Annotated in this window: 15 protein-coding genes; all 15 read right to left on the bottom strand. The window is 64.1% G+C overall.

Annotation, left to right across the window (positions count from 1 at the left end; all coding sequences use genetic code 11):
* Positions 1 to 227: 227 nt before the first annotated feature.
* Entirely contained in the window at positions 228 to 4487 is a 4260-nt protein-coding gene (gene rpoC / locus AIOL_RS05640) for a DNA-directed RNA polymerase subunit beta' (RefSeq protein ID WP_049642091.1), read from the bottom strand.
* Positions 4484 to 5062: a hypothetical protein gene (locus AIOL_RS05635; protein ID WP_049642090.1), complete on the bottom strand. Its 579-nt coding sequence runs from the start codon at positions 5060 to 5062 to the stop codon at positions 4484 to 4486. The genes rpoC and AIOL_RS05635 overlap by 4 nt, the downstream gene beginning before the upstream one ends.
* A complete protein-coding gene (gene rpoB / locus AIOL_RS05630; RefSeq protein WP_049642089.1) occupies positions 5059 to 9219 on the bottom strand; it encodes a DNA-directed RNA polymerase subunit beta in 4161 nt (1386 codons plus the stop codon). The genes AIOL_RS05635 and rpoB overlap by 4 nt, the downstream gene beginning before the upstream one ends.
* A 500-nt stretch (positions 9220 to 9719) precedes the next feature.
* Positions 9720 to 10175 carry a D-erythrulose-4-phosphate isomerase gene (gene derI, locus AIOL_RS05625; protein WP_049642088.1) on the bottom strand — a complete coding sequence of 152 codons (456 nt, stop codon included), beginning with the start codon at positions 10173 to 10175 and terminating at the stop codon, positions 9720 to 9722.
* A gap of 18 nt (positions 10176 to 10193) precedes the next feature.
* Positions 10194 to 10958 (bottom strand): triose-phosphate isomerase, encoded by a 765-nt coding sequence (locus AIOL_RS05620; protein ID WP_049642087.1) that lies wholly within the window; start codon positions 10956 to 10958, stop codon positions 10194 to 10196.
* Positions 10955 to 11137 carry a hypothetical protein gene (locus AIOL_RS05615; RefSeq protein ID WP_049642086.1) on the bottom strand — a complete coding sequence of 61 codons (183 nt, stop codon included), beginning with the start codon at positions 11135 to 11137 and terminating at the stop codon, positions 10955 to 10957. The genes AIOL_RS05620 and AIOL_RS05615 overlap by 4 nt, the downstream gene beginning before the upstream one ends.
* A gap of 4 nt (positions 11138 to 11141) precedes the next feature.
* On the bottom strand, positions 11142 to 12074 hold the full coding sequence (locus AIOL_RS05610; protein WP_049642085.1) for a sugar phosphate isomerase/epimerase family protein: 933 nt from the start codon (positions 12072 to 12074) through the stop codon (positions 11142 to 11144).
* Positions 12075 to 12086: 12 nt separating this feature from the next.
* Entirely contained in the window at positions 12087 to 12917 is an 831-nt protein-coding gene (locus AIOL_RS05605) for a TIGR01459 family HAD-type hydrolase (protein ID WP_049642084.1), read from the bottom strand.
* Positions 12914 to 14167, bottom strand: coding sequence for an FGGY-family carbohydrate kinase (locus tag AIOL_RS05600; RefSeq protein ID WP_049642083.1), 1254 nt, complete (start codon positions 14165 to 14167; stop codon positions 12914 to 12916). Before AIOL_RS05600 ends, AIOL_RS05605 begins: the two co-directional genes overlap by 4 nt.
* On the bottom strand, positions 14160 to 15170 hold the full coding sequence (locus tag AIOL_RS05595; protein ID WP_049642082.1) for a class II aldolase/adducin family protein: 1011 nt from the start codon (positions 15168 to 15170) through the stop codon (positions 14160 to 14162). The genes AIOL_RS05600 and AIOL_RS05595 overlap by 8 nt, the downstream gene beginning before the upstream one ends.
* A gap of 12 nt (positions 15171 to 15182) precedes the next feature.
* Entirely contained in the window at positions 15183 to 16688 is a 1506-nt protein-coding gene (locus AIOL_RS05590; RefSeq protein WP_049642081.1) for a glycerol-3-phosphate dehydrogenase, read from the bottom strand.
* A gap of 209 nt (positions 16689 to 16897) precedes the next feature.
* On the bottom strand, positions 16898 to 17938 hold the full coding sequence (locus tag AIOL_RS05585) for a 2-hydroxyacid dehydrogenase (RefSeq protein ID WP_049642080.1): 1041 nt from the start codon (positions 17936 to 17938) through the stop codon (positions 16898 to 16900).
* Complete coding sequence (locus AIOL_RS05580) at positions 17931 to 19496, bottom strand: FGGY-family carbohydrate kinase (RefSeq protein ID WP_049642079.1); 1566 nt, start codon at positions 19494 to 19496, stop codon at positions 17931 to 17933. Before AIOL_RS05580 ends, AIOL_RS05585 begins: the two co-directional genes overlap by 8 nt.
* Positions 19497 to 20621 (bottom strand): ABC transporter ATP-binding protein, encoded by a 1125-nt coding sequence (locus tag AIOL_RS05575; protein ID WP_049642078.1) that lies wholly within the window; start codon positions 20619 to 20621, stop codon positions 19497 to 19499. It abuts the gene before it with no gap.
* A complete protein-coding gene (locus AIOL_RS05570; RefSeq protein ID WP_049642077.1) occupies positions 20618 to 21718 on the bottom strand; it encodes an ABC transporter ATP-binding protein in 1101 nt (366 codons plus the stop codon). Before AIOL_RS05570 ends, AIOL_RS05575 begins: the two co-directional genes overlap by 4 nt.
* Positions 21719 to 21720: the final 2 nt, after the last annotated feature.

Raw genomic sequence — 21720 nt, 5'->3', positions numbered from 1 at the left:
AAGAGATTTGCACTTTCCTTCCAAGGAAAGTCCGGGCCGCGCGCGGGCAAGAGGGCGTGATTAAAGGGTTAATTCGGGTGGCGCCGACGAAACTCTTGGAAGAGTTTCGCAATTTTCTTGCAAGAAAATTGTCGCGCACCAATACCGTTTCAGTCCGATCCTACCCCATACCCAAAAGAAAAGGCCCCGCGCATTGGCGGGGCCTTTTGACTTATTGTGGCGAGAGATCAGTCGCGGCTCTCGGGCGTGTCCACCAGCCCGTGATCGGCGCTGAACCCGTCATCGACCTGGTTCGACATGAAGTCGTCGGTGGGCGCGGCAAGCTGTGCTGCGGCCTCCGCCTCGGCGCGCGCAGCCTCGATGACCTCGTTGTCGCGCTCTTGGGCGATCCGGCGCACGCGCTGCGCGGCCCCGCCGGTCCCGGCCGGGATCAGGCGGCCCACGATGACGTTCTCCTTGAGGCCCACCAGCTTGTCCTTCTTGCCCTGCACCGAGGCCTCGGTGAGAACGCGGGTGGTCTCCTGGAAGGAGGCCGCCGAGATGAACGAGCGCGTCTGCAGCGACGCTTTGGTGATGCCCAGCAGGATCGGCTCGCCCGAGGCGACGCGGCCGCCCTTGGCGATGGCCTTCTCGTTGGCCTCGTCGAACTCCGCCTTGTCGACATGCTCGCCCTTCAGAAGCGTGGTGTCGCCGGAGTCCAAGATCTCCCACTTCTGCAGCATCTGGCGCACGATGACCTCGATGTGCTTGTCGTTGATCTTCACGCCCTGCAGTCGGTAGACGTCCTGGACCTCATCGATCATGTAGTCGGCCAGCGCCTCGACGCCCATCACCGCAAGGATGTCATGCGGCGCGGGGTTGCCGTCCATGATGTAGTCGCCCTTTTGGACGAAGTCGCCCTCGGCCACGGGGATGTGCTTGCCCTTGGGCACCATGTACTCGGCGGGCTCCATGCTCTCATCCGACGGCTCGATGGAGATCCGGCGCTTGTTCTTGTAGTCGCGCCCGAACCGCACGTAGCCGTCGACCTCGGCGATGATGGCGTGATCCTTGGGGCGTCGCGCCTCAAAGAGTTCCGCCACCCGTGGCAGACCACCGGTGATGTCCTTGGTCTTGGCGCCCTCGCGTGGGATCCGTGCCACCACGTCGCCGGCTTTGACCTCGGACCCGTCCTCGATCGAGAGGATGGCGTCCACGGACATCGCGTAGGTGATCGGGTTGCCCGCATCGTTGCGCACCGGCTCGCCGTCGCCGCCCACCAGCAGGATCTCGGGCTTGAGATCGTTGCCCTTGGGCGCGGCGCGCCAGTCGGACACGATGCGCTGGGTCATGCCCGTCGCCTCGTCGGTGTCCTCGCGCACCGAGATCCCCGAGACCAGGTCCACGAATTTCGCGGTACCGGCCTTCTCGGCGATAATCGGCAGCGTGTAGGGGTCCCACTCGAACAGCTTGTCGCCGCGCAGGATGCTTGCGCCTTCCTTGACGTGCAGCTTTGAGCCGTAGCCCAGCTTGAAGGTCGCCCGCTCGGCATCGTTGTCGTCAACGATAGCGATGGACATGTTGCGGCCCATCACGACCAGATCGCCGGCGTCGTTCTCAAGAACGTTGGCGTTCTGGTAGACGACCTTGCCCTCTTGGCTGGCCTCCTGGAAGGACTGCTGGCCACCCTGGGCTACGCCCCCGATGTGGAAGGTCCGCATCGTCAGCTGCGTGCCCGGCTCGCCGATGGACTGCGCCGCGATGATGCCCACGGCCTCGCCCTGGTTCACCATCGTGCCGCGGGCCAGGTCGCGCCCGTAGCACATCGCGCAGACGCCCTCTTCGGCCTCGCAGGTCAGCGGCGACCGGATACGCACAGCGGCGATGCCCGCGGCCTCGATCGTGTCGGCCTTGCGCTCGTCGATCAGCTCGCCCTTGGCCGCCAGCACCTCGTCGGTGCCGGGGCTCAGGATGTCCTCGGCCGCGACGCGGCCCAGGATGCGCTCGCTGAGCGAGGCCACGACCTCGCCGTCATTGACGGCGGCCTCTGCGGTGATGGAGGTCTCGGTGCCGCAATCGACCATGCGCACGATGCAGTCCTGCGCCACGTCCACCAGACGGCGGGTCAGGTAGCCCGAGTTCGCCGTCTTCAGCGCCGTGTCCGACAGGCCCTTACGCGCGCCGTGGGTGGAGTTGAAGTACTCCAACACGGTCAGGCCTTCCTTAAAGTTCGAGATGATCGGCGTCTCGATGATCTCGCCCGACGGCTTGGCCATAAGGCCCCGCATGCCGCCCAGCTGCTTCATCTGCGTCACCGAGCCCCGCGCCTTGGAATGCGCCATCATGTAGACCGAGTTCGGCTCTTGCTCGACGCCGTCCACGACCCGGTTGGCCGAGATCGTGTCCATCATCGCATCGGTGACCTTGTCGTTACACTTCGACCAGGCGTCCACGACCTTGTTGTACTTCTCACCCTGGGTGATCAGGCCGTCCATATACTGCTGTTCGAAGTCCTTAACCTGGTCGCGCACCTCGTTGACGATGCCCCACTTGCTGTCGGGGATCACCATGTCGTCCTTGCCGAAGGAGATGCCCGCCTTGAAGGCCTCGCGGAAGCCGGTGGTCATGATCTGGTCGCAGAAGATGACCGACTCCTTCTGACCGCAATAGCGGTAGACGGTGTCGATGACCTGCTGCACCTCGCCCTTCTTGAGTAGGCGGTTGACCAGCTCGAACGGCGCCTTGGCGTTATGCGGCAGCAGAGCGCCCAGCATCACGCGGCCCGGCGTGGTCTCGAAGCGGCGGTGGACCTCCTGGCCCTCCTCGTCGATCTGCGGCACGCGGCAGGTGATCTTGGCGTGCAGATGCACAGCGCCCTGGTCCAGCGCGTGCTGTACCTCTTCGACGCCGGAGAACACCATGCCCTGGCCTTCCATGCCTTCACGCTCCAGCGTGAGGTAGTAGAGCCCCAGAACCATATCCTGCGAGGGCACGATGATCGGCGCGCCGTTGGCGGGCGACAGAACGTTGTTCGTCGACATCATCAGCACGCGGGCTTCCAGCTGCGCCTCCAGGCTCAGCGGCACGTGCACGGCCATCTGGTCGCCGTCGAAGTCGGCGTTGAACGCCGAGCAGACCAGCGGGTGCAGCTGGATCGCCTTGCCTTCGATCAGCACGGGCTCAAACGCCTGGATGCCCAGGCGGTGCAGCGTCGGCGCGCGGTTCAGCAGAACCGGGTGCTCGCGGATCACCTCGTCGAGGATGTCCCACACCTCGGGGCGCTCTTTCTCGACCAGCTTCTTGGCCTGCTTGACCGTCGAGCTGAGGCCCTTGGCCTCCAGCCGCGAGTAGATGAACGGCTTGAAGAGCTCGAGCGCCATCTTCTTGGGCAAGCCATATTGATGCAATCGCAGCTCCGGCCCGGTCACGATGACCGAACGGCCCGAGAAGTCCACGCGCTTGCCCAGAAGGTTCTGGCGGAAGCGGCCCTGCTTGCCCTTGAGCATGTCGGACAGCGATTTCAGCGGGCGCTTGTTGGTGCCGGTGATCACGCGGCCGCGGCGGCCGTTGTCGAACAGCGCGTCGACGGATTCCTGCAGCATCCGCTTCTCGTTGCGCACGATGATGTCGGGCGCGCGCAGCTCGATGAGCCGCTTGAGACGGTTGTTCCGGTTGATCACCCGGCGATACAGGTCGTTGAGGTCGGACGTGGCAAACCGGCCCCCGTCCAGCGGCACCAGCGGGCGCAGCTCTGGCGGGATCACCGGCACGACGGTCAGCACCATCCATTCCGGGCGGTTGCCGGATTCGATAAAGCTCTCGACGATCTTCAGGCGCTTGATGATCTTCTTGGGCTTCAGCTCGCCGGTGGCCACGGCGAGTTCCTCGCGCAGCGTGGCGGCCTCGGCCTCCAGGTCGATCGCGGCCAGCATCTCACGGATGGCCTCGGCGCCGATATTGGCCTGAAACGCGTCAGAGCCATAGGCATCCTCGGCGTCCATGAACTCTTCTTCGGTCATCAGCTGGCCGTAGGTCAGGTCGGTCAGACCCGGCTCGATCACCACGTAGTTCTCGAAGTAGAGGATGCGCTCAAGATCGCGCAGGGTCATGTCCAGCATCAGACCTATGCGCGAGGGCAGCGACTTGAGGAACCAGATATGGGCCACGGGCGCGGCCAACTTGATATGGCCCATGCGCTCGCGGCGCACCTTCTGCAGAGTGACCTCGACGCCGCATTTCTCGCAGACGACGCCGCGATACTTCATGCGCTTATACTTGCCGCAGAGGCACTCATAGTCCTTGATCGGCCCGAAGATACGGGCGCAGAACAGACCGTCGCGCTCGGGCTTAAAGGTCCGATAGTTGATGGTCTCGGGCTTTTTGATCTCGCCGTAGGACCATGACAGGATCCGCTCGGGCGAGGCCAGCGAGATCTTGATCTCGTCAAAAACCTTCGGCGGGGTCAGCGGGTTGAACGGGTTGTTACCGTGGGTCAGTTCCTGGTTCATTTTGTGTCCTTCCACCGGCTCGGTGAGCTCTCATCGTCGTCCAACGACGCTATGCGCATCGGACCCGAATTAAGTAGTTGTTCGATATCCCCCTGAAAGCAGTGAACTAATCCCTGCTGTTCAGAATAGGCCTCTCGAGTAGATTTTGAGTCCTGGATCACGCGTTGGCACGCGATGATGCTGTCAGCGTCAAACGACACCGTTCCCAAGAAGGGCTGATGATCATCTTCTATGCAGCGAAGATAGGCGGGTGCGTCGAAGGCAAACACCAATCTATCGTCAATCTCCACGTTCAGAGCCCAACTATTCGGCCAAGCACCGCATTTTCCCAACGGGTTCCTTACCACGACAGGTACAATTGAGACGCTAAGTTCGCCTTTTTCCAAGTTGCAAGTCGCGGTTCGGTAGTCGCCCATTATCTCAAGGCGGCTTACATCGCGCAAAGCAACTGTGAAATTCGCAAAAGGAAGATCCTGGTCGCAATCGCTTGTGACCAGAACGTCCCATTCACTGGCATGCAATGACGGCGAATAAAACATCGCCGTCAGCAAGATGGATGCGAACCCGATTTTCATTCTGCCGCGATATCCGACGGATCGTCGTCCTCAATCGCATCCAGGAGTTCCATGTTGAGGCCGAGGCCCCGTACCTCTTTGACGAGCACGTTGAACGATTCCGGCACGCCGGCCTCGAAGTTGTCCTCGCCCTTGACGATGCTCTCATAGACCTTAGTCCGGCCCGCCACGTCGTCCGACTTCACCGTCAGCATCTCTTGCAGGGTGTAGGCGGCACCGTAAGCCTCAAGGGCCCAGACCTCCATCTCACCAAAGCGCTGACCGCCAAACTGCGCCTTACCGCCCAGGGGCTGCTGGGTGACCAGCGAGTAAGGCCCGGTCGAACGGGCGTGGATCTTGTCGTCCACCAGGTGGTGCAGCTTGAGCAGGTACTTGATGCCCACGGTGACCTTGCGTGCGAACTGCTCGCCGGTGCGGCCATCGAAGAGGTCGGACTGACCGCTGTCGCTAAAGCCCGCCCGGATGAGCGCGTCGTTGACATCGGCCTCTTTGGCGCCGTCGAAGACCGGCGTGGCAATCGGCACGCCGTTGGTGACGTTGCCGGCGGCCTCCAGAAGCTGGTCGTCGCCCATACCGGCGATGCCCTCTTCATAGACCTCGTCGCCATAGGCGATGCGCATCGCCTCCTTGACCGGGGTCAGGTCGCCAGAGCGCTTATAGGCACCAATCGCGTCATCGATCTGGATGCCCAGACCGCGCGCCGCCCAGCCCATATGCGTCTCGAGGATCTGGCCGACGTTCATCCGGCTCGGCACGCCGAGCGGGTTCAGCACGAAGTCCACGGGAGTACCGTCCGCAAGGAACGGCATGTCCTCGATCGGGACCACCTTAGAGATCACGCCCTTGTTGCCGTGACGACCGGCCATTTTGTCGCCGGGCTGCAGCTTGCGCTTCACCGCCACGAAGACCTTGACCATCTTCATCACGCCGGGGGGCAGATCGTCGCCGCGGCGCACCTTCTCGACCTTGTCCTCAAAACGGGCGTCCAGGGCGCGCTTCTGCACCTCGAACTGCGCGTTCAGGGCCTCGACCTGACCGGCCTGCTTGTCGTCGTCCAGCGCCAGCTGCCACCACTGGCCGCGGCTGAGGCTTTCCAGCAGGTCGTCGTCGATGACCGAGCCCGGGCGCACCCCCTTCGGGCCTTTGACGGCGGTCTTGCCAAAGATCATGCCCTTGAGGCGCTGGTAGATGTTGCGCTCCAGGATCAGCAGCTCGTCGTCGCGGTCCCGCGCCAGGCGCTCGACCTCTTCGCGCTCGATCTGCAGGGCGCGTTCGTCCTTCTCCACGCCGTGGCGGTTGAAGACGCGCACCTCGACCACGGTGCCGAAGTCACCGGGCGGCAGGCGCAGCGAGGTGTCGCGCACGTCGCTTGCCTTCTCGCCGAAGATGGCGCGCAGGAGCTTCTCCTCTGGCGTCATCGGGCTTTCGCCCTTGGGCGTGATCTTACCCACCAGGATGTCCGCGGGGCCGACCTCGGCGCCGATATAGACGATGCCCGCCTCGTCGAGGTTGCGCAGGGCCTCTTCGCCGACATTAGGGATGTCGCGGGTGATTTCCTCGGGCCCGAGCTTGGTGTCACGGGCGGCGACCTCGAACTCCTCGATATGGATCGAGGTAAAGACGTCGTCGCGCACGATACGCTCGGAGATCAGGATCGAGTCCTCATAGTTGTAGCCGTTCCAGGGCATGAAGGCGACGACCACGTTCTTGCCCAGCGCCAACTCGCCCAGATCGGTCGAGGGGCCGTCGGCCACGATCTCGCCCTTCTGCACGGGGTCACCCACCTTCACCAGCGGGCGCTGGTTAATGCAGGTGTTCTGGTTGGAGCGCTGGAACTTGCGCAAACGGTAGATGTCCACGCCCGGATCGCCCGGCTCGAGGTCCTCGGTGGCGCGGATCACGATCCGCTGCGCGTCGACCTGGTCGATCACGCCGGCCCGCTTGGCCTGGATCGCCGCGCCGCTGTCGATGGCGACCTTGCCCTCGATCCCGGTGCCCACGTAAGGCGCGTCGGCCTGCAGCAGAGGCACCGCCTGGCGTTGCATGTTCGAGCCCATCAGCGCGCGGTTCGCGTCGTCGTTCTCAAGGAACGGGATCAGCGAGGCCGCGACCGAGACCAGCTGTTTCGGCGAGACGTCGATCAGGTCCACGCTGTCGCGCTGCGCCATGGTGTAGTCGCCCGAGCGGCGGGTGTTCACCAGGTCGTTGATGAACTTGCCGTCCTCGTCGAGGGTGGCGTTCGCCTGGGCCACGGTGTGGCGCATCTCCTCGGTGGCGGACATGTAGTGCACCTCGTCGGTGACCTTGCTGTCCACAACCTTACGATAGGGCGTCTCGATGAAGCCGTATTTGTTCACGCGGGCGAAGGTGGCCAGCGAGTTGATCAGGCCAATGTTGGGCCCTTCCGGGGTCTCAATCGGGCACATCCGACCATAGTGGGTCGGGTGCACGTCGCGGACCTCAAAGCCCGCGCGCTCGCGCGTTAGACCGCCCGGCCCAAGCGCCGAGAGGCGCCGCTTGTGGGTGACCTCTGACAGCGGGTTGGTCTGGTCCATGAACTGAGACAGCTGCGAGGAGCCGAAGAACTCGCGCACCGCCGCGGCGGCGGGCTTGGCGTTGATCAGGTCCTGCGGCATGACCGTGTCGATCTCGACGGAGGACATGCGCTCTTTGATGGCGCGCTCCATGCGCAGCAGGCCAACGCGGTACTGGTTCTCCATCAGCTCACCGACCGAGCGCACCCGGCGGTTGCCCAGGTGGTCGATGTCGTCGATGTCGCCCTTGCCGTCGCGCAGCTCCACCAGGGCCTTGACGCAGGAGACGATGTCTTCCTTGCGCAGGGTCCGCTGGGTGTCCGGCGCGTCCAGCGCCAGGCGCATGTTCATCTTCACGCGGCCAACGGCGGACAGATCATAGCGCTCGCTGTCGAAGAACAGCGTGTCGAACAGCGCGCTGGCGGCCTCGACCGTGGGCGGCTCGCCCGGGCGCATGACGCGGTAGATATCCATGAGCGCGGTGTCGCGGTTCATGTTCTTATCCATCGCCATGGTGTTGCGCATGTAGGGGCCGACATTGATGTTGTCGATGTCCAGCACGGGGATGGTGGTGACGCCCGCGTCGATCAATTCCTTGAGCGTACCGCCAGAGACCTCGCCATCCTTGTCCAGCTCCCAGGTGAGCTCGTCACCGGCCTCGACATAGATGGCGCCGTTCTCTTCGTTGATGATGTCCTTGGCGGCGAATTTGCCGACGATGTGGTCAAAGGGCACCAGCAGGTCGGTGACATCGCCCGTGTCGATCAGCTTCTTGACGGCACGCGGCGTGACCTTCTTGCCCGCCTCGGCGATCACCTCGCCCGACTTGGCGTCCACCAGGTCGAAGACTGGGCGCGTGCCGCGCACGCGCTCGGGGAAGAACTTGGTGACCCAGCCCTTGTTCTTCTTCAGCTTGAACTCAACGGTATCGTAATAGGCATCCGCGATCGCCTCTTGGTCCAGGCCCAGAGCGTAAAGCAGCGTGGTGACCGGCAGCTTGCGGCGGCGATCGATGCGCGCAAACACGATGTCCTTGGCGTCGAACTCGAAGTCCAGCCAGGAGCCGCGATAGGGGATGATACGGCAGGCGAACAGAAGCTTGCCCGAGGCGTGGGTCTTGCCCTTGTCGTGGTCGAAGAACACGCCGGGCGAGCGGTGCATCTGGCTCACGATCACGCGCTCGGTGCCGTTCACGATGAACGTGCCGTTCGGCGTCATCAGGGGCATGTCGCCCATGAACACGTCTTGTTCCTTGATGTCCTTGACGGACTTGGCGCCGGTGTCCTCGTCGACATCGAACACGATCAGGCGCAGGGTGACCTTCAGCGGGGCGCTGTAGGTCATGTCGCGCTGCTGACACTCCTCTACGCCGTATTTCGGCTTCTCCAGCTCGTACTTGACGAACTCAAGCACGGCGGTTTCGTTGAAGTCCTTGATCGGGAAGACCGACTGAAAGACCCCCTTGATGCCCTCGTCATCCATGGGCTCCAGCTGGTCGCCAGAGTTCAGGAACAGGTCATAGGAGGATTTCTGCACCTCGATGAGGTTCGGCATCTCCAGAACTTCGCGGATTTTGCCATAGTATTTACGTAGACGTTTTTGGCCAAGGAACGACTGTGCCATGCGGTTTTCGCACTCCATCTTTGCGCGGGACGCGCACGGGCGGGGCGAGCCGCGCGCGATCCCTCAAAGACCAGAAAAGGGGGTCTATCCTTGCGCAGCTGCCCATGCTGCGCGCCCGACCACTTCCTTCCCAAGAGAAGCGCCGGTGAGAAATACCTTGAGTTTCAAGGTAAACCCGGCGACTCTCTACGAAAGGCGCGACGATCATGTGTGTGATGCGGTGCCTGCTGCTGCCCCTGTCGTGCTGTGAATCATGACGCAAAAAGCCGGGCACGAATCACTCGTCCCCAGCGGAAGTGTTCATTTAGGCGCGATCTTGGGGATGTGCAAGCGACATAGTGGGATTATTGGCCTCTGCGCAAGGCGCCGCCACAGACCAAGACAATACCACGCCATTGTTAACCGGCAACCCGCTGCGGAATGATTAACGCAGACCGTTACTGGACCTGTCGCGGTATGGTGCCGCCCCAAATTCTCATTTACGCCGCCTGAGTTTCGGATCACGCCCCGTGGTACTTGGCGTCAACCGCGTTGATCGCGCTCACGTTCCCCGCCGAGCGCCCCTCGGGGTCGAATGACGCAGAGAGGAAGGCCGCAGCGATGTCTTTGGCCAGTTCGGCACCAATGACGCGCGAGCCCATCGTGATGATCTGAGCGTTGTTCGAGGTCGCCGCCTTGCCCGCGGAATAGGTGTCGTGGCATTGCGCGGCGCGGATACCGGGGACCTTGTTGGCAGAAAGGCAAACACCGATCCCGGTGCCGCAGACCAAAATGGCGCGCTCATAGGTGCCCGCCATGACCGCCGAAGCGACCCGGTCAGCGAGTTCGGCATAGAAGGCATCGGGCCCTGCCTCGGTGCGCGACACTTCCTCGACCTCGTAGGTGCCCTTCAGGTGGTCGGCAATGACCTTGGCCAAGCCTTCCCCGGCACTATCTCCGGCAACAGCAATTTTCATGTCTTATGTCCTTTCATGTCAGATCACGGCGGCGCATTTCGCCAAAATGTTCAGATAGCCATCCACGTTCCACGCCGAACGCCCGATGAACAGCCCGTCGATATGAGGGCATTTTATGAGCTCTTCGCAATTATCCGGGCCGACCGAGCCGCCGTAAAGGCAGGGGATGGGCCGGCCAAGCAGGTCTTCGGCCACAGCGATGATCTCGCCCTGGCGGGCATCGGCGTAATCCGAGGTCGCGGGGATGCCACCGTCGCCGATAGCCCAGACCGGTTCGTAGGCCAGAAGCACCGGCGCCGATTTCTGATCCCCCATCAGATGGGCAAACGCGGCCCGTGTCTGGGCCTCCAGAACTTCCGCAGCGCGGCCGGCTTCGCGTTCCTCGAGCGTTTCACCGATGCAGATCAGCGGGATCAGCCCATGGCGTATCGCCGCCGCCGTTTTCAGCCCGACCGTCTCATTGGTTTCGCCAAAATGGGCCCGGCGCTCTGAATGGCCGAGCTCTACCATGTGCAACCCGCAGTCGGTCAGCATCACCGGTGAGATTTCGCCGGTCCAAGCGCCTGCATCGTCCCAATGCATGTTCTGCGCGCCCGTCTTGACCGAGCTGCCGGACAGGATCGCGGCCACCTCGCGCACCGCAGTGAAGGGCGGGATCACAAAGCGCTGAATGCGTGGGTCGCGGGTGTCCTCGGCCTGGGCAAGCGCACGGGCAAAGGCCTGCGCCTCGGCCAGCGTCTTGTTCATTTTCCAGCTTGTGCCGATCCAGAAGTCAGCGCTCATGGTTTTGATCCTTGCTCGTAGACGGCGTGTTCCATTGCTTCGGCCTGGGCGTCCGAAGCCAGCGGTGCCAGCTTCGCTTTCCTCCAAGACGAGGCCGCAGCAGCGGCGTGGTTTCCAGCGGCAACACCGCGACCAAAGCGGAACTCGGTTGCGGTCATGAAAAAGAAGCGCGCCAGCATCGTGTCAGACCTTCAGATCTTGTGCGCCGCTGTCGATATGCGGCGCCCAGAAAGCTACGGATTCCGCGATCTGTGGGATCACCTCGCGGTCATCGGGGTCGCGTTCCTTAAAGCTCAGCTCCAGGCAAATCTCGTTATTCTTGCCGCCCCCAGCACGGATCGCCTCCAGCAAGGGTTCGGGTTGAACCCGACCCTTGGCATTGAACTCGGCCGTGAAGGGGCGATGCCCGCCCTTGTCCATCAGGCTTTGCTTGATGTGGATGATCGGCGACACCGCAGGCACGGCGCGCGCCCAGGCATAGGGGTCATAGTCGTCGGGGTTGGCGCTGGTCACATCGCCGTGGTCGATATCGGCCATCATCCACATGGGCACGGCCATATCCGCCGCGGTCAGCCTGTCCTGTAGCTCTAGGGCCGCCGCAATAGTCTCGCCGAATTCCCGGCCAATGCTCATCGGTTCCCAGAAGACGAAGGACAGACCCGCGGCCTTCGCATGCTCGGCCACCTCGGCCCAGCAGTCGATGGCGATGCGGATCAGATCTTCGCGCCGCGCCGGATCGTCGTAGTCGCGATAGGGGAAGATGGCGAACTGCGTGCCGACCGAATGCCCGCCAAGATCGCCGATGATGTTGGCGAAGGTCTTGAACCAGTCCACATAATACCGCCGCACCTGCGGATCGGGATGGCCGAAATGGTTGAGCCGGCCATAGGGGCCCGTCATGCCGCTGGTCACCCGGACGCCCGTGCGCTGCAGCGCGCGATCCATCCGGCGGGTCATTTGGTGGATCACCGGCGCGGGCCAGCTTGGGTTGATGAACTCATGCGTCAATTGCAGGTCGCGCAGTCGGATCGCGCGCGCAACCGTATCGATCAGATCGTCGGGGTCGGCAAAGCGGTTCACCAAAGGGTTTGTGTTCAGCGAGAGCGTGAATGGCATGACCAGCGGACCCTACAAGGCGAAACTGGGAATGACAAAGTCAGGATGATCGCCAGGCGGGGCATCGGCCAAGACCTGGTCCAGGGGCTCGTCCGCGTGAATACCGGTGCGCACCAAAGCCGCCCTGCAACCCGCGCCATGGGCGCCACGGATATCATGCGCGGGACTGTCTCCGATGCAAAGCACGCGCGCCGGGTGAGCGGCCCCGAGGCGATCAATGGCCACCTGGTAGATCAGCGGGTGAGGCTTGCCGACCTCGTCAACCTTTCCACCCAGCTCGCGATAAAGCTGGGCAATGCGACCGGCCCCGAATGCCGGGCCGCGCTCGGTCAACATGGTCATGTCCGGATTGGTGCAAAGCGCGGGGATGCCGCGTGTCGCCGGTCCTTTCAGAAGGTCTGCGTATTGGTCCAGCGATATCTCCTCGCCGCGGCTTCCGGTGATCAGGACCAGCTCGGCGATGGCGGTGTCCTCGGTCGGGGTCAGGTCCAGCCCTTCGATGCAGGAAACATCGCCGCCGCGGGACAACACCAACACCTTAGCTGACCTTGCAAGGCTGCTGCCGATCCTGCCCGACAGAACGGCCCGTGCGGCCTCGCCCGAGGAAATCACCGCATCAATATGGGAAGGGTCGAACCCCATGGCCTGCAACCGGTCGGCGTTCGGCCCGGCCCGCTTGCCGGAGTTGGTCAGAATGCCCACGCTCTTGCCCCTGCGGGAAAGCTCGGCCAGCGCCTCGGGCGCGCCGGGATACGCCTTGGCCCCGTCCAGCAGCACACCGAACTGGTCCAGCAGGAACGTGTCGAACCTATCTATCAGCGCGGTCAGGGACGTCTGCTTCACATCACCCCCCGTCGGGCAAGAAGCGCCGAGCCATAGGCGGCCTCGGTGCTGGCGGGCGCGATCAGTGGCACACCCAGACGGCGCGCGCGCAATCGGGTCCAGACGGCATTCTGGGCGCCTCCGCCCACCGTGCGCACCGAGGCAAGCTCTGGCGCGCCCAGTTCCTTCAGCCGCCCATAGGCCAGTGCCTCGATCCGCGCGATCCCGTCGAAGAGCCCGCACAGGAAATCCGCGTCGTTGTCCGGCCGTGGCTCAAGCCGTGGGGGCAGCGCGGGGTCGGCAATCGGAAACCTCTCCCCCGGTTCCGCAAGCGGGTAATAGTCCAGCGGGCAGTCCGTTTCGGGATCGATGCGGCCAGACAGCTCTGCGATTGTGTCGGCGTCGAAATACTTCAACAGGACGCGCCCGCCCGTGTTCGAGGCCCCGCCCGCCAGCCATTGGCCGAAGATGCGGTGCGAATAGATCCCGTATTGCGGGGCCGAAATGGGACGGTCCGACAGCAGCTTGATGGTCATCGTGCTGCCCAAGGCCGTGACGCCCGCGCCGGGCTGCTGCGCGCCGGTGGCCACAAAACTGGCGCATCCATCCGTGGTGCCCGCGACGACCAATGCGTCAGGTGGCAGGCCGAACGCCCGCTGAGCGGTTGCCGTGACCGGGCCGATGGGCGTTCCGGGCTCCACCACGTCAGGCAAAAGCGAGACGTCAATGCCCGTCGCGGCGATCCAGTCTGGCCAGGCCTGCGCCATCAGGTCAAATCCGGTCTTCAGCGCGTTGTTTTCGTCACTGACAGCGCGGCCGGAGAATTGAGAGGCGATCCAATCCGCCTGATGCAGGATCTGCGCTGGACGGATCTCGCTCAAGGCCACGGCGCGGGCCAGCGCGCTATTGGCCCCTAAGGCGGCGCTGTTATCGGGCGCGGCAGAGCCGATGCGGTCGATCAATGCCGTATCGCGGCAGGCGTCGTTATACATCACCCCGTCGCCGAGCGGCGTCAGCTCCTTGTCGACCGCAAGCATCGTTCCCGAGGTGCCATCAACGGAGAGGGCCTTGACGCGGCCCGGATCGACCTTGGACAGCGCACCGGCGACTGCGGCCCTGCCGGCCTGCCACCAGACATCCGGCGCGCGATGGTTCACTCCGAAATCCGCCATCGCCGCCTTGCATTCGCCCCTTACGACCCCCTCATCGTCAATGACGATGGCGCGCGCGCCCGAGGTGCCAATGTCGAGGCCAAGGAACAGGTCAGGCATTGAGCCTCTGCCGGTACTTCTCGGCATCCCAGTCCAGCAATTCCGCGTTTTGCTCTAGGGTCAGGTAGTTCAGTTCGGCCTCGGGCGGCACCCGCACCAAGACATCGCCCAGACAGTTCATCAAAGCTTGCGCGCCGTTTGAGGCGTCGGCGCGCATGACGGCCCCCTTGCCCGGCACCAGCAAGAAGACGGGCGCATCTGACGGGTCCGGCAGATCGTCCTTAAGCACTGTGGCACCGATCCCGCAGAAAATCACATGATCAGGGTAAAGGCTGCCGCCGCTGGCCTGGTTCATGCGCGCCGGATCGAGTGCCAGTTGATGGACCGAGGCCGACGCCTCGGGCACGCACCACCCGGAGGTGGCGAGGCTTTCCAACGTAGCCATATCGACCGCTCCCATAGCCGCCGGGGCCACCTTCAATGCCGTGACCACGCGGTTCAGGAGGTCTTCGGCCTCGGCCACGGTATCGCCCGCCACAATAAGCCCGTGGTTGCCCAGCAAGACCACATCCGTGCCGGGACGCATCGCGTGCCGAACCAGTTCGGCCAGCTTCGCGCCGGGTTTGGTATAGGGCACAAGGCACCAATCGAACTCGGCAAGCCGTTCCTCAAGAACCACTTTCTTATCTCGCCGTATGACATGGGCCAGCGTGTTCACGCAGTGCACATGCACCACGACGCGCTGAGAGAAGACCGCGTGCAGGCTGGTCTCGATTGAGGGGCGCAGGGTCGCGCCGCCCAGGATGAACTGCGCCGTCTGGTCGGCATCCGCGGTCGCGTCGTCCAGCGCGGCGCGCATGGCCGGCAGGTCCACGGGAACAAAGATTTCCTTCGTCCCGGCTTCGGCCAGCAGCGTGCCCGAGGCTTTGATCCACATCACGTCACCGCTCTTGACCGAAGTGTTGCCGCCCGCCGCCTGGATCAAAAGCGGATCGGATCCGACCCGCACGGACAGCTGCGCCAGGTCAGCAAGATCGCCGGGCGTCTCAAGGTCCTCTGTCATTTCTTCATTCCCTCAAGCGGATTTGGCCAAGGTCCCATCGAACCAATCGGTGAAGGCGCGCTGCTCGGTCTCGGTCAAATTCAGGTATTCTTTGGTCCGGCGGTACAGAATATCCTCTGTCGTCATGGCCCATTCGTTCTCGGTCAGATAGCGTACCTCGGCCTCATAGAGATGCCCGCCAAAGAACCGCCCCAGCCCTTCCAGCGAGGTCGCCCCGCCCGCAATCCGATCCGTTCGCGCGCCATAGGTTCGCCCGTAGCGGGCCCGCAGCGCCGGCGGCATCCACGGATAGTCCATCTTCAGCTTGTTCGAGAATGTAATGTAATCGGCGTTCTCGATCTCGCCGCCCGGCAAAGGGGTGCCATGGGTCCAGTCGCCGCGCATGTCTGGGAAGAACCCGGACAGCTTCTGCATGCCACGCTCGGCCAATTCGCGGAACGTGGTGATCTTGCCGCCGAAGATGTTCATCAGAGGCGCGCCTCCGGTCTCGTCGATGTCAAAGACATAGTCGCGGGTCACCGCCGAGGGGTTGCCCTTGCCATCATCAAACAGCGGGCGCACGCCCGAGAAACTGGCCAGGACGTCGGCGCGGCCAAGTTTTTCCTTGAAGTACCGGTTTACGACGGCGATCAGATAGTCGATCTCGTCGGTGGACACCGCCACATCTTCGGGCGCGCCGTCAAAGGCCACATCCGTGGTGCCAATCAACGCCTTGTCGCCCTCGTATGGGTTGACGAAGATCACCCGTTTATCGTCGTTCTGGATCAGATAGGCCTGCAGGCCGTCCCAGAATTTCGGCGTTATGATGTGGCTGCCCTTGACCAGGCGGACGCCGCGCGAGGAGTTGGCCCCGGCCACCTGCGTCACCACGTCGGTTACCCAGGGCCCGGCGGCATTGACCAGCACGCGCGCCCGGTGCGTGCTGGTTTCGCCGGTGAACTCGTTGCGCACCGAGATCGTCCAGGCGCCGTCCTCGCGACGCGCGCTGACCGCGGCATGACGGGTCAAGATTGTGGCGCCGCGCTCGGCGGCATCCAGGGCGTTCAGCACCACAAGGCGCGCATCATCCACCCAGCAGTCGGAATACTCAAACCCGTGCGTGTAGCGATCAAGCAGCGGCGCGCCTTCGGGATCGCGCTGCAAATCAAGGCTGCGCGTGCCCGGAAGCTTCTTGCGCCCGCCAAGATGGTCATAAAGAAACAGCCCCAACCGCACCAGCCAGCGCGGACGGTCCGCCGGGCTGTGGGGCAGAACGAAACGCATTGGCCAGATGATATGGGGCGCTGCATTCATCAGCACCTCGCGCTCGATCAGAGCCTCGCGCACCAAGCGGAATTCGTAATACTCAAGGTACCGCAAGCCGCCATGCACCAGCTTGCCGGATCGTGACGAGGTGCCCTCGGCCAGGTCGCCCTTCTCGCAAAGCGTCACCGAGAGCCCCCGCCCTGCCGCGTCCCTGGCGATGCCCGCGCCGTTGATGCCGCCGCCGATGACGAAGAGGTCGACCATGTCGCTCATGTGATCTCCTTCGCTTCCGGCGAGCACAACCCGTCGCTTCTAAGGCCTGGCACGGTCGGCATCTCAGGCATCCCGTAGGCATGGCGGGAAGGCGTATTGCCCTTGCCGCCCCGGTTGAGCCCATCCCCCCCTGGTCGGCGCTGACCTGCGACGATGCTCTGCCTGGCTTGACTTACTACGTTACTCATTGCTCTCTCTTGGGTCCGGGTTCAGCATGGGTTGCGCGGCGGCTCTCCCGCCAGAAAGCGCCGCACCTCCTCGGCCGCTTGTTCGGCAGCGAAGGTCACGGTGCGGACCGAGGCTCCGGCGATATGTGGGGTCAGTGTTACGTTGGGAAGGCGCAGAAGCTCCCAGTCCTCCGGCACAGGTTCGACCGCGAAGGTTTCCAGCATAGCGCTGCCCAGAGGTCCGGTCTTCAGGGCCTCGGTTAGAGCGTCGTAATCCACCAAAGGCCCACGGGCGGTGTTGACGAGCAGCGCGCCCTTTTTCATCGCGGCCAAGGCGGCGGCGTCGATCATGCCTTTTGTCTCATTGGTCACCCGTGGGTGCAGGGTCACCACGTCGCTCTCCGCGAGCACCCGTTCGAAGGACGCCAGCTCTACGCCCGCGGCCACATCGTCGGGGTCAAGCTGCACATAGGGATCGCAAACAAGGATCCGGCAGCCGAAGGCGCGCAGCAGCCGCACCACCTTCGTGCCGATGTTGCCATAGCCGATCACGCCCACGGTCATCTCGTTCAATTCGCGCCCCGTGACATCGGCGCGATAAAGATCGCCGCGCCAGACGCCGCGGCGCAGGTCTTCATGGCCTTCGCGGATCTTCCGGGTCTCGGCCAAGATCGCGCCTATGGTGAACTCCGCCACAGCCGAGGAATTGCGCCCCGGCGTGTTGACCACCAGTACGCCGTGATCCTTTGCGGCGCCCATGTCGATATTGACCGGACCGCCGCGCGATACGGCAATCATCTGCAGCCCCGGCAAACGCTCGAACATGCCCCTGGACATCGGGGCCAGGTGAGTGACAAGGATCTGCGCGTCGCCGACAAAATCCACCACCTCGTCGGCGGTGCCAAGATATTCCTTCAACCCATCCATGCCAGCAACCGCATAGCCGTGCTCCATCGGGACGTCCGGCCAGGCGTCTTTGCGGGTTCGCGTCACCACGCGGTCGCCGCAGGCGTCCTGGAGCTTTTCGTCAAATATCTCGGGCAACATGAAGTGATCGCCGATGATGGCAACTTCGCTAGGCACTCGCGTCTCCGTTTTTTGATAGGGCGGCCCAGATCGGGCCAAGGGCCGTGCGCGCTGCCCGATAGGCAGGATAGGTCCGGTCGTATACGGCGGCCAGGGCCGCATCTGGCGCTTCTGGCGCGCCAAGGCGCGGCGAGACCCAATCCGCAATGCAGGCTTCCATATCTGGATAGACCCCGATCGCCACGGCGGCCATCATGGCGGCACCGGCAGCACCCGCTTCCTCGCGGGTCGATGTGCGCACCGAAGCCCCAACCGCCGCCGCGAACACACGTCTCAGCGCATCCGAGCGCGCCGCCCCTCCGGTCAGCCGGATGTCCTGCGGGGTCCCGCCCATGGCTCCGTAGCAATCGCGCGCCGCCAACCCGAGCCCCTCGACCACGGCGCGCACCATGTCGGGGAACTGGTGCTCGGTCGACAGCCCGATAAAGCTGGCCCGCGCAGCCGGGTCCACGAAGGGCCCGCGCTCGCCGGCCTCAGAGATATAGGGATGGTACAGCAACTGCCCGGGAACGCTTGCCGCAAGCCAGCCCTCGATGCGGTCGATCAGGTCGGCCTCGGTCACGCTGTGACCGAATTCCCTCAAAACGCCGGCAGCCACATTCAACAGCCAGTCGATGTTCAGCGTTGACGCCATGTTCGACTGGATTTGCGCGACCATGCCGGGGATTGGCAGCGGCATGATATAGCCGGTGAGATCATCGTTAAAGAAGGCCTGATCCTGCAGGGTGGCGCGCATGTGCATACCGGTCGAGCCGATAATCGTGCAGCCCGCAGGCGTGCCGTGGGTATAGATGCCGCCGCCCAGCGCCGTGCAAGAGACATCAAGAAAACCGAGCGCCACAGGCGTGCCCGCCCTGAGGCCCGTGGCCGCAGCGGCCTCGGCGCTCAGAGGATGGGTGGTCTGAGTGCCGTCCACGATCTCCGGCAGCAACCGCTTCTCGGGCAAGAGGCCCAGGGCCTCGATCACCCGGTCATCATAAGCCCGCCTGCGGAAATCGCCGAAGGTGAAAACCGCCTCGCAAGGGGCGGTGGCGCGCACGCCCGTCAGGTTCAGATAGAGCCAGTCCTTGCAATGAAGCGCCGCATCCGCGGCCTGAACCATCTCAGGCGCGGTGTCTTTCATATGCGCAAGCTGCGTGCCCATCTGACACACATTGAGCCCGGCTCCCGTAATACCAAAACGCGCACGATCCGCCGCGCCGCCGCGTTCGCGCTCCACCACGGGCGCGGCGCGGGCATCGAGCCAAAGCCAGGCCTCGGTCACCGGGCGATTGTCGCGGTCGATCAACCATGTGCCGTCGCCCTGCCCGGTGACGGCCACAGAAACGGTCCGCGTGGCAAGATCATCGACCTTCGCGCCCAGATCGCGCAGCGTCCGCGCGCAATCCGTCCAGGTATCGTCCATGGATTGAACGGCCGCGCCGTCGGGGCGGGTCTGATAGCGGTTCGGCACCGAGGCCATGGCGACCTGGTTGCCCTGCAGGTCAAACGCGATCGACTTGATCACCGAGGTCCCGGCGTCGATGCCAATCAGGATGTCACCGCCAGCGCTCATTCAAGCCAGCTCCTGCCCGTGGCTGATCGCGTCACCGGTGTCAGGGTCGAAGATGTGCAGGTCGCGCGGGTTCAGCTCTACGCCGATCTGGTCGCCCACGCCCACCCGCGCGCGGTCATGTTCCACCAGCACCAGCGTGCCCTCGGCAAAGCGCGCCGCGATGTGGCTTTGATCGCCCAGCCATTGGTTGGTAACCACCTGGGCGGGCGCGCCGCCCTCAACGCGCCGCACCGCATAGGGGCGCACCCCAAGCGCCACTTCGCTCTTGCCCAGGATTGCCTTGTGCAGCTCGGCCGAGAAGACCTCTGCGGGATAGATGAGCGCCAGGTCGCCCGCCAGGTGAAAGCCGATCCGCCCATCCGCCCGACCGACCTTCGCTTGGAAGACATTCATCGGCGGCTCGCCAATGAAGGTCCCGGTGAAGAGGTTCGCGGGGCGTTCCTTGATCTCGGCGGGCGAGGCGAATTGCTGCATCTCGCCATCCTCCATAACCGCGATCTTGTCGGCCAGCGCATTGGCCTCGGTCTGGTCATGGGTGACCAGCACCGCGGTCAGTCCGCGTTCCTTGATGAAGTGCTTGATGCGCCCGCGCAGAAGCGTGCGCAGCTGCGGCTCAAGCTGGCCCATCGGCTCGTCCAGCAGGTAGAGATCGGCGTCGCGGATCAGCGCGCGCGCCAGCGATGCGCGCTGCTGCTGCCCGCCAGAGACCTGCGCCGGGATCCGGTCCAGGATGTCGGCGATCTCAAGCATCTCGGCCACCTCGTTCACCCGGGCGTCCACCTGGGCCTGCGGCAGCCGCTTGGCCTTGAGCGCAAAGGCGATGTTGTCGCGCACGTTCACCGTTGGGTAAAGCGAGTAGCCCTCAAAGGCCATCGCCACATTGCGCTGCACCGGCGGCAGGCGGTTCACCTCGCGGTCCGCGATCTTGATCGAGCCCCGGCTGACCTCCTCAAACCCCGCCACCATCCGCAGCGTCGACGTCTTGCCGCAGCCCGAGGAGCCCAACAGCGCCACGATGTCTCCGCGCGCCACGTTCATGTCAAAGCTCTTCACCGCATGCACGCCGGTGTCGATGGGGCCATAGAACTTGTCGACGGCGGTGATCTCCAGCGCCAGATCGCTCATGCCACCTCTCCCTCTATAGCCTTGCCCGCCATGGGCAGAAGCGCCCCGCTGGCGCGGTCAAAGAGCAGCGCGCCAGAGGCGTCCATCGCGATATGCGCGGTGCCCGAGACCGGGCCCGGCGTGCCCGCGGGCCGCGAGATCAGGATCTCGCGTTGCGCCTGCGTGGCGGCCAGTGTCACGGTCTTCTCGTTCAGCGGCGTCTCGGCCTCGATCTCAACCGGGAAGGCGCCCGGCGCGTCGGCGGGGACGAACTTGATGGCCTCAGGGCGGATGCCCAGGATGCAGTCCTGTCCCACCGCGCCTGTATGGGCGGCATCCAGCACCACTTCGGCCCCTGAGAGCGCGATCTTCGGCCCGGCCTGCACCGTGACATCCAACAGGTTAATCGCCGGGTCCCCAAAGAGCCGCGCGATCTGCGTGTTGGCGGGCGAGAGATAGATCTCCTCCGGCGTGCCCACCTGCGCGATGCCGCGATCGGACATCACCGCGATGCGGTCGCCCAGCGCCATGGCCTCTTTGTAGTCCTGCGTGACGTAGATCACCGTGGCGTTCTGCTCCCGCAGCAGGCGCGGCAGCTCCAGCCGCATCTCGAACCGAAGCTTGGCGTCCACGTTGCGCAGCGGGTCGTCGAGCAGCAGGATCGAGGGCTGCGCGGCCAGGGCGCGCGCCAGCGCGGTGCGCTGCTTTTGCCCGTTGGACAGCTCCTTGGGCTTATGCCCCAGCACGTGGTCGATCTTGAGCAGGTGCGCGACCTCAAAGACGCGCTCCTTCAGCGTGGCGTCCGGCACCTGCCGGGCGGTCAGGGGGCTGGCGATGTTCTCATGCGCATCCATATGGGGAAAGAGCGCGAAGTTCTGAAAGGCCATGCCGATGCCGCGATCCTCGGGCTCCACGCCCGCCATGTCCTGGCCGCGCAGGGCGATGCTGCCCTCCTCGGGGTCGATCACGCCCGCGATCAGACGCAAGAGCACCGTCTTGCCCGCCCCGGACGGGCCAAACAGGACCAGCGTCTCGCCCGTGGGGATGTCCAGCGACACGCCGTCCAGCACTAGGTCCTTCTTGAAGCGCTTGACGATATCGGTGAGTTGGATGGACATGC

The organism is Candidatus Rhodobacter oscarellae, assembly GCF_001078595.1.
Classification (GTDB): domain Bacteria; phylum Pseudomonadota; class Alphaproteobacteria; order Rhodobacterales; family Rhodobacteraceae; genus Rhodobacter_B; species Rhodobacter_B oscarellae.
The sequence above is the reverse complement of the archived record's forward strand: the minus strand, read 5'-3'. Positions and strand labels throughout refer to the sequence as shown.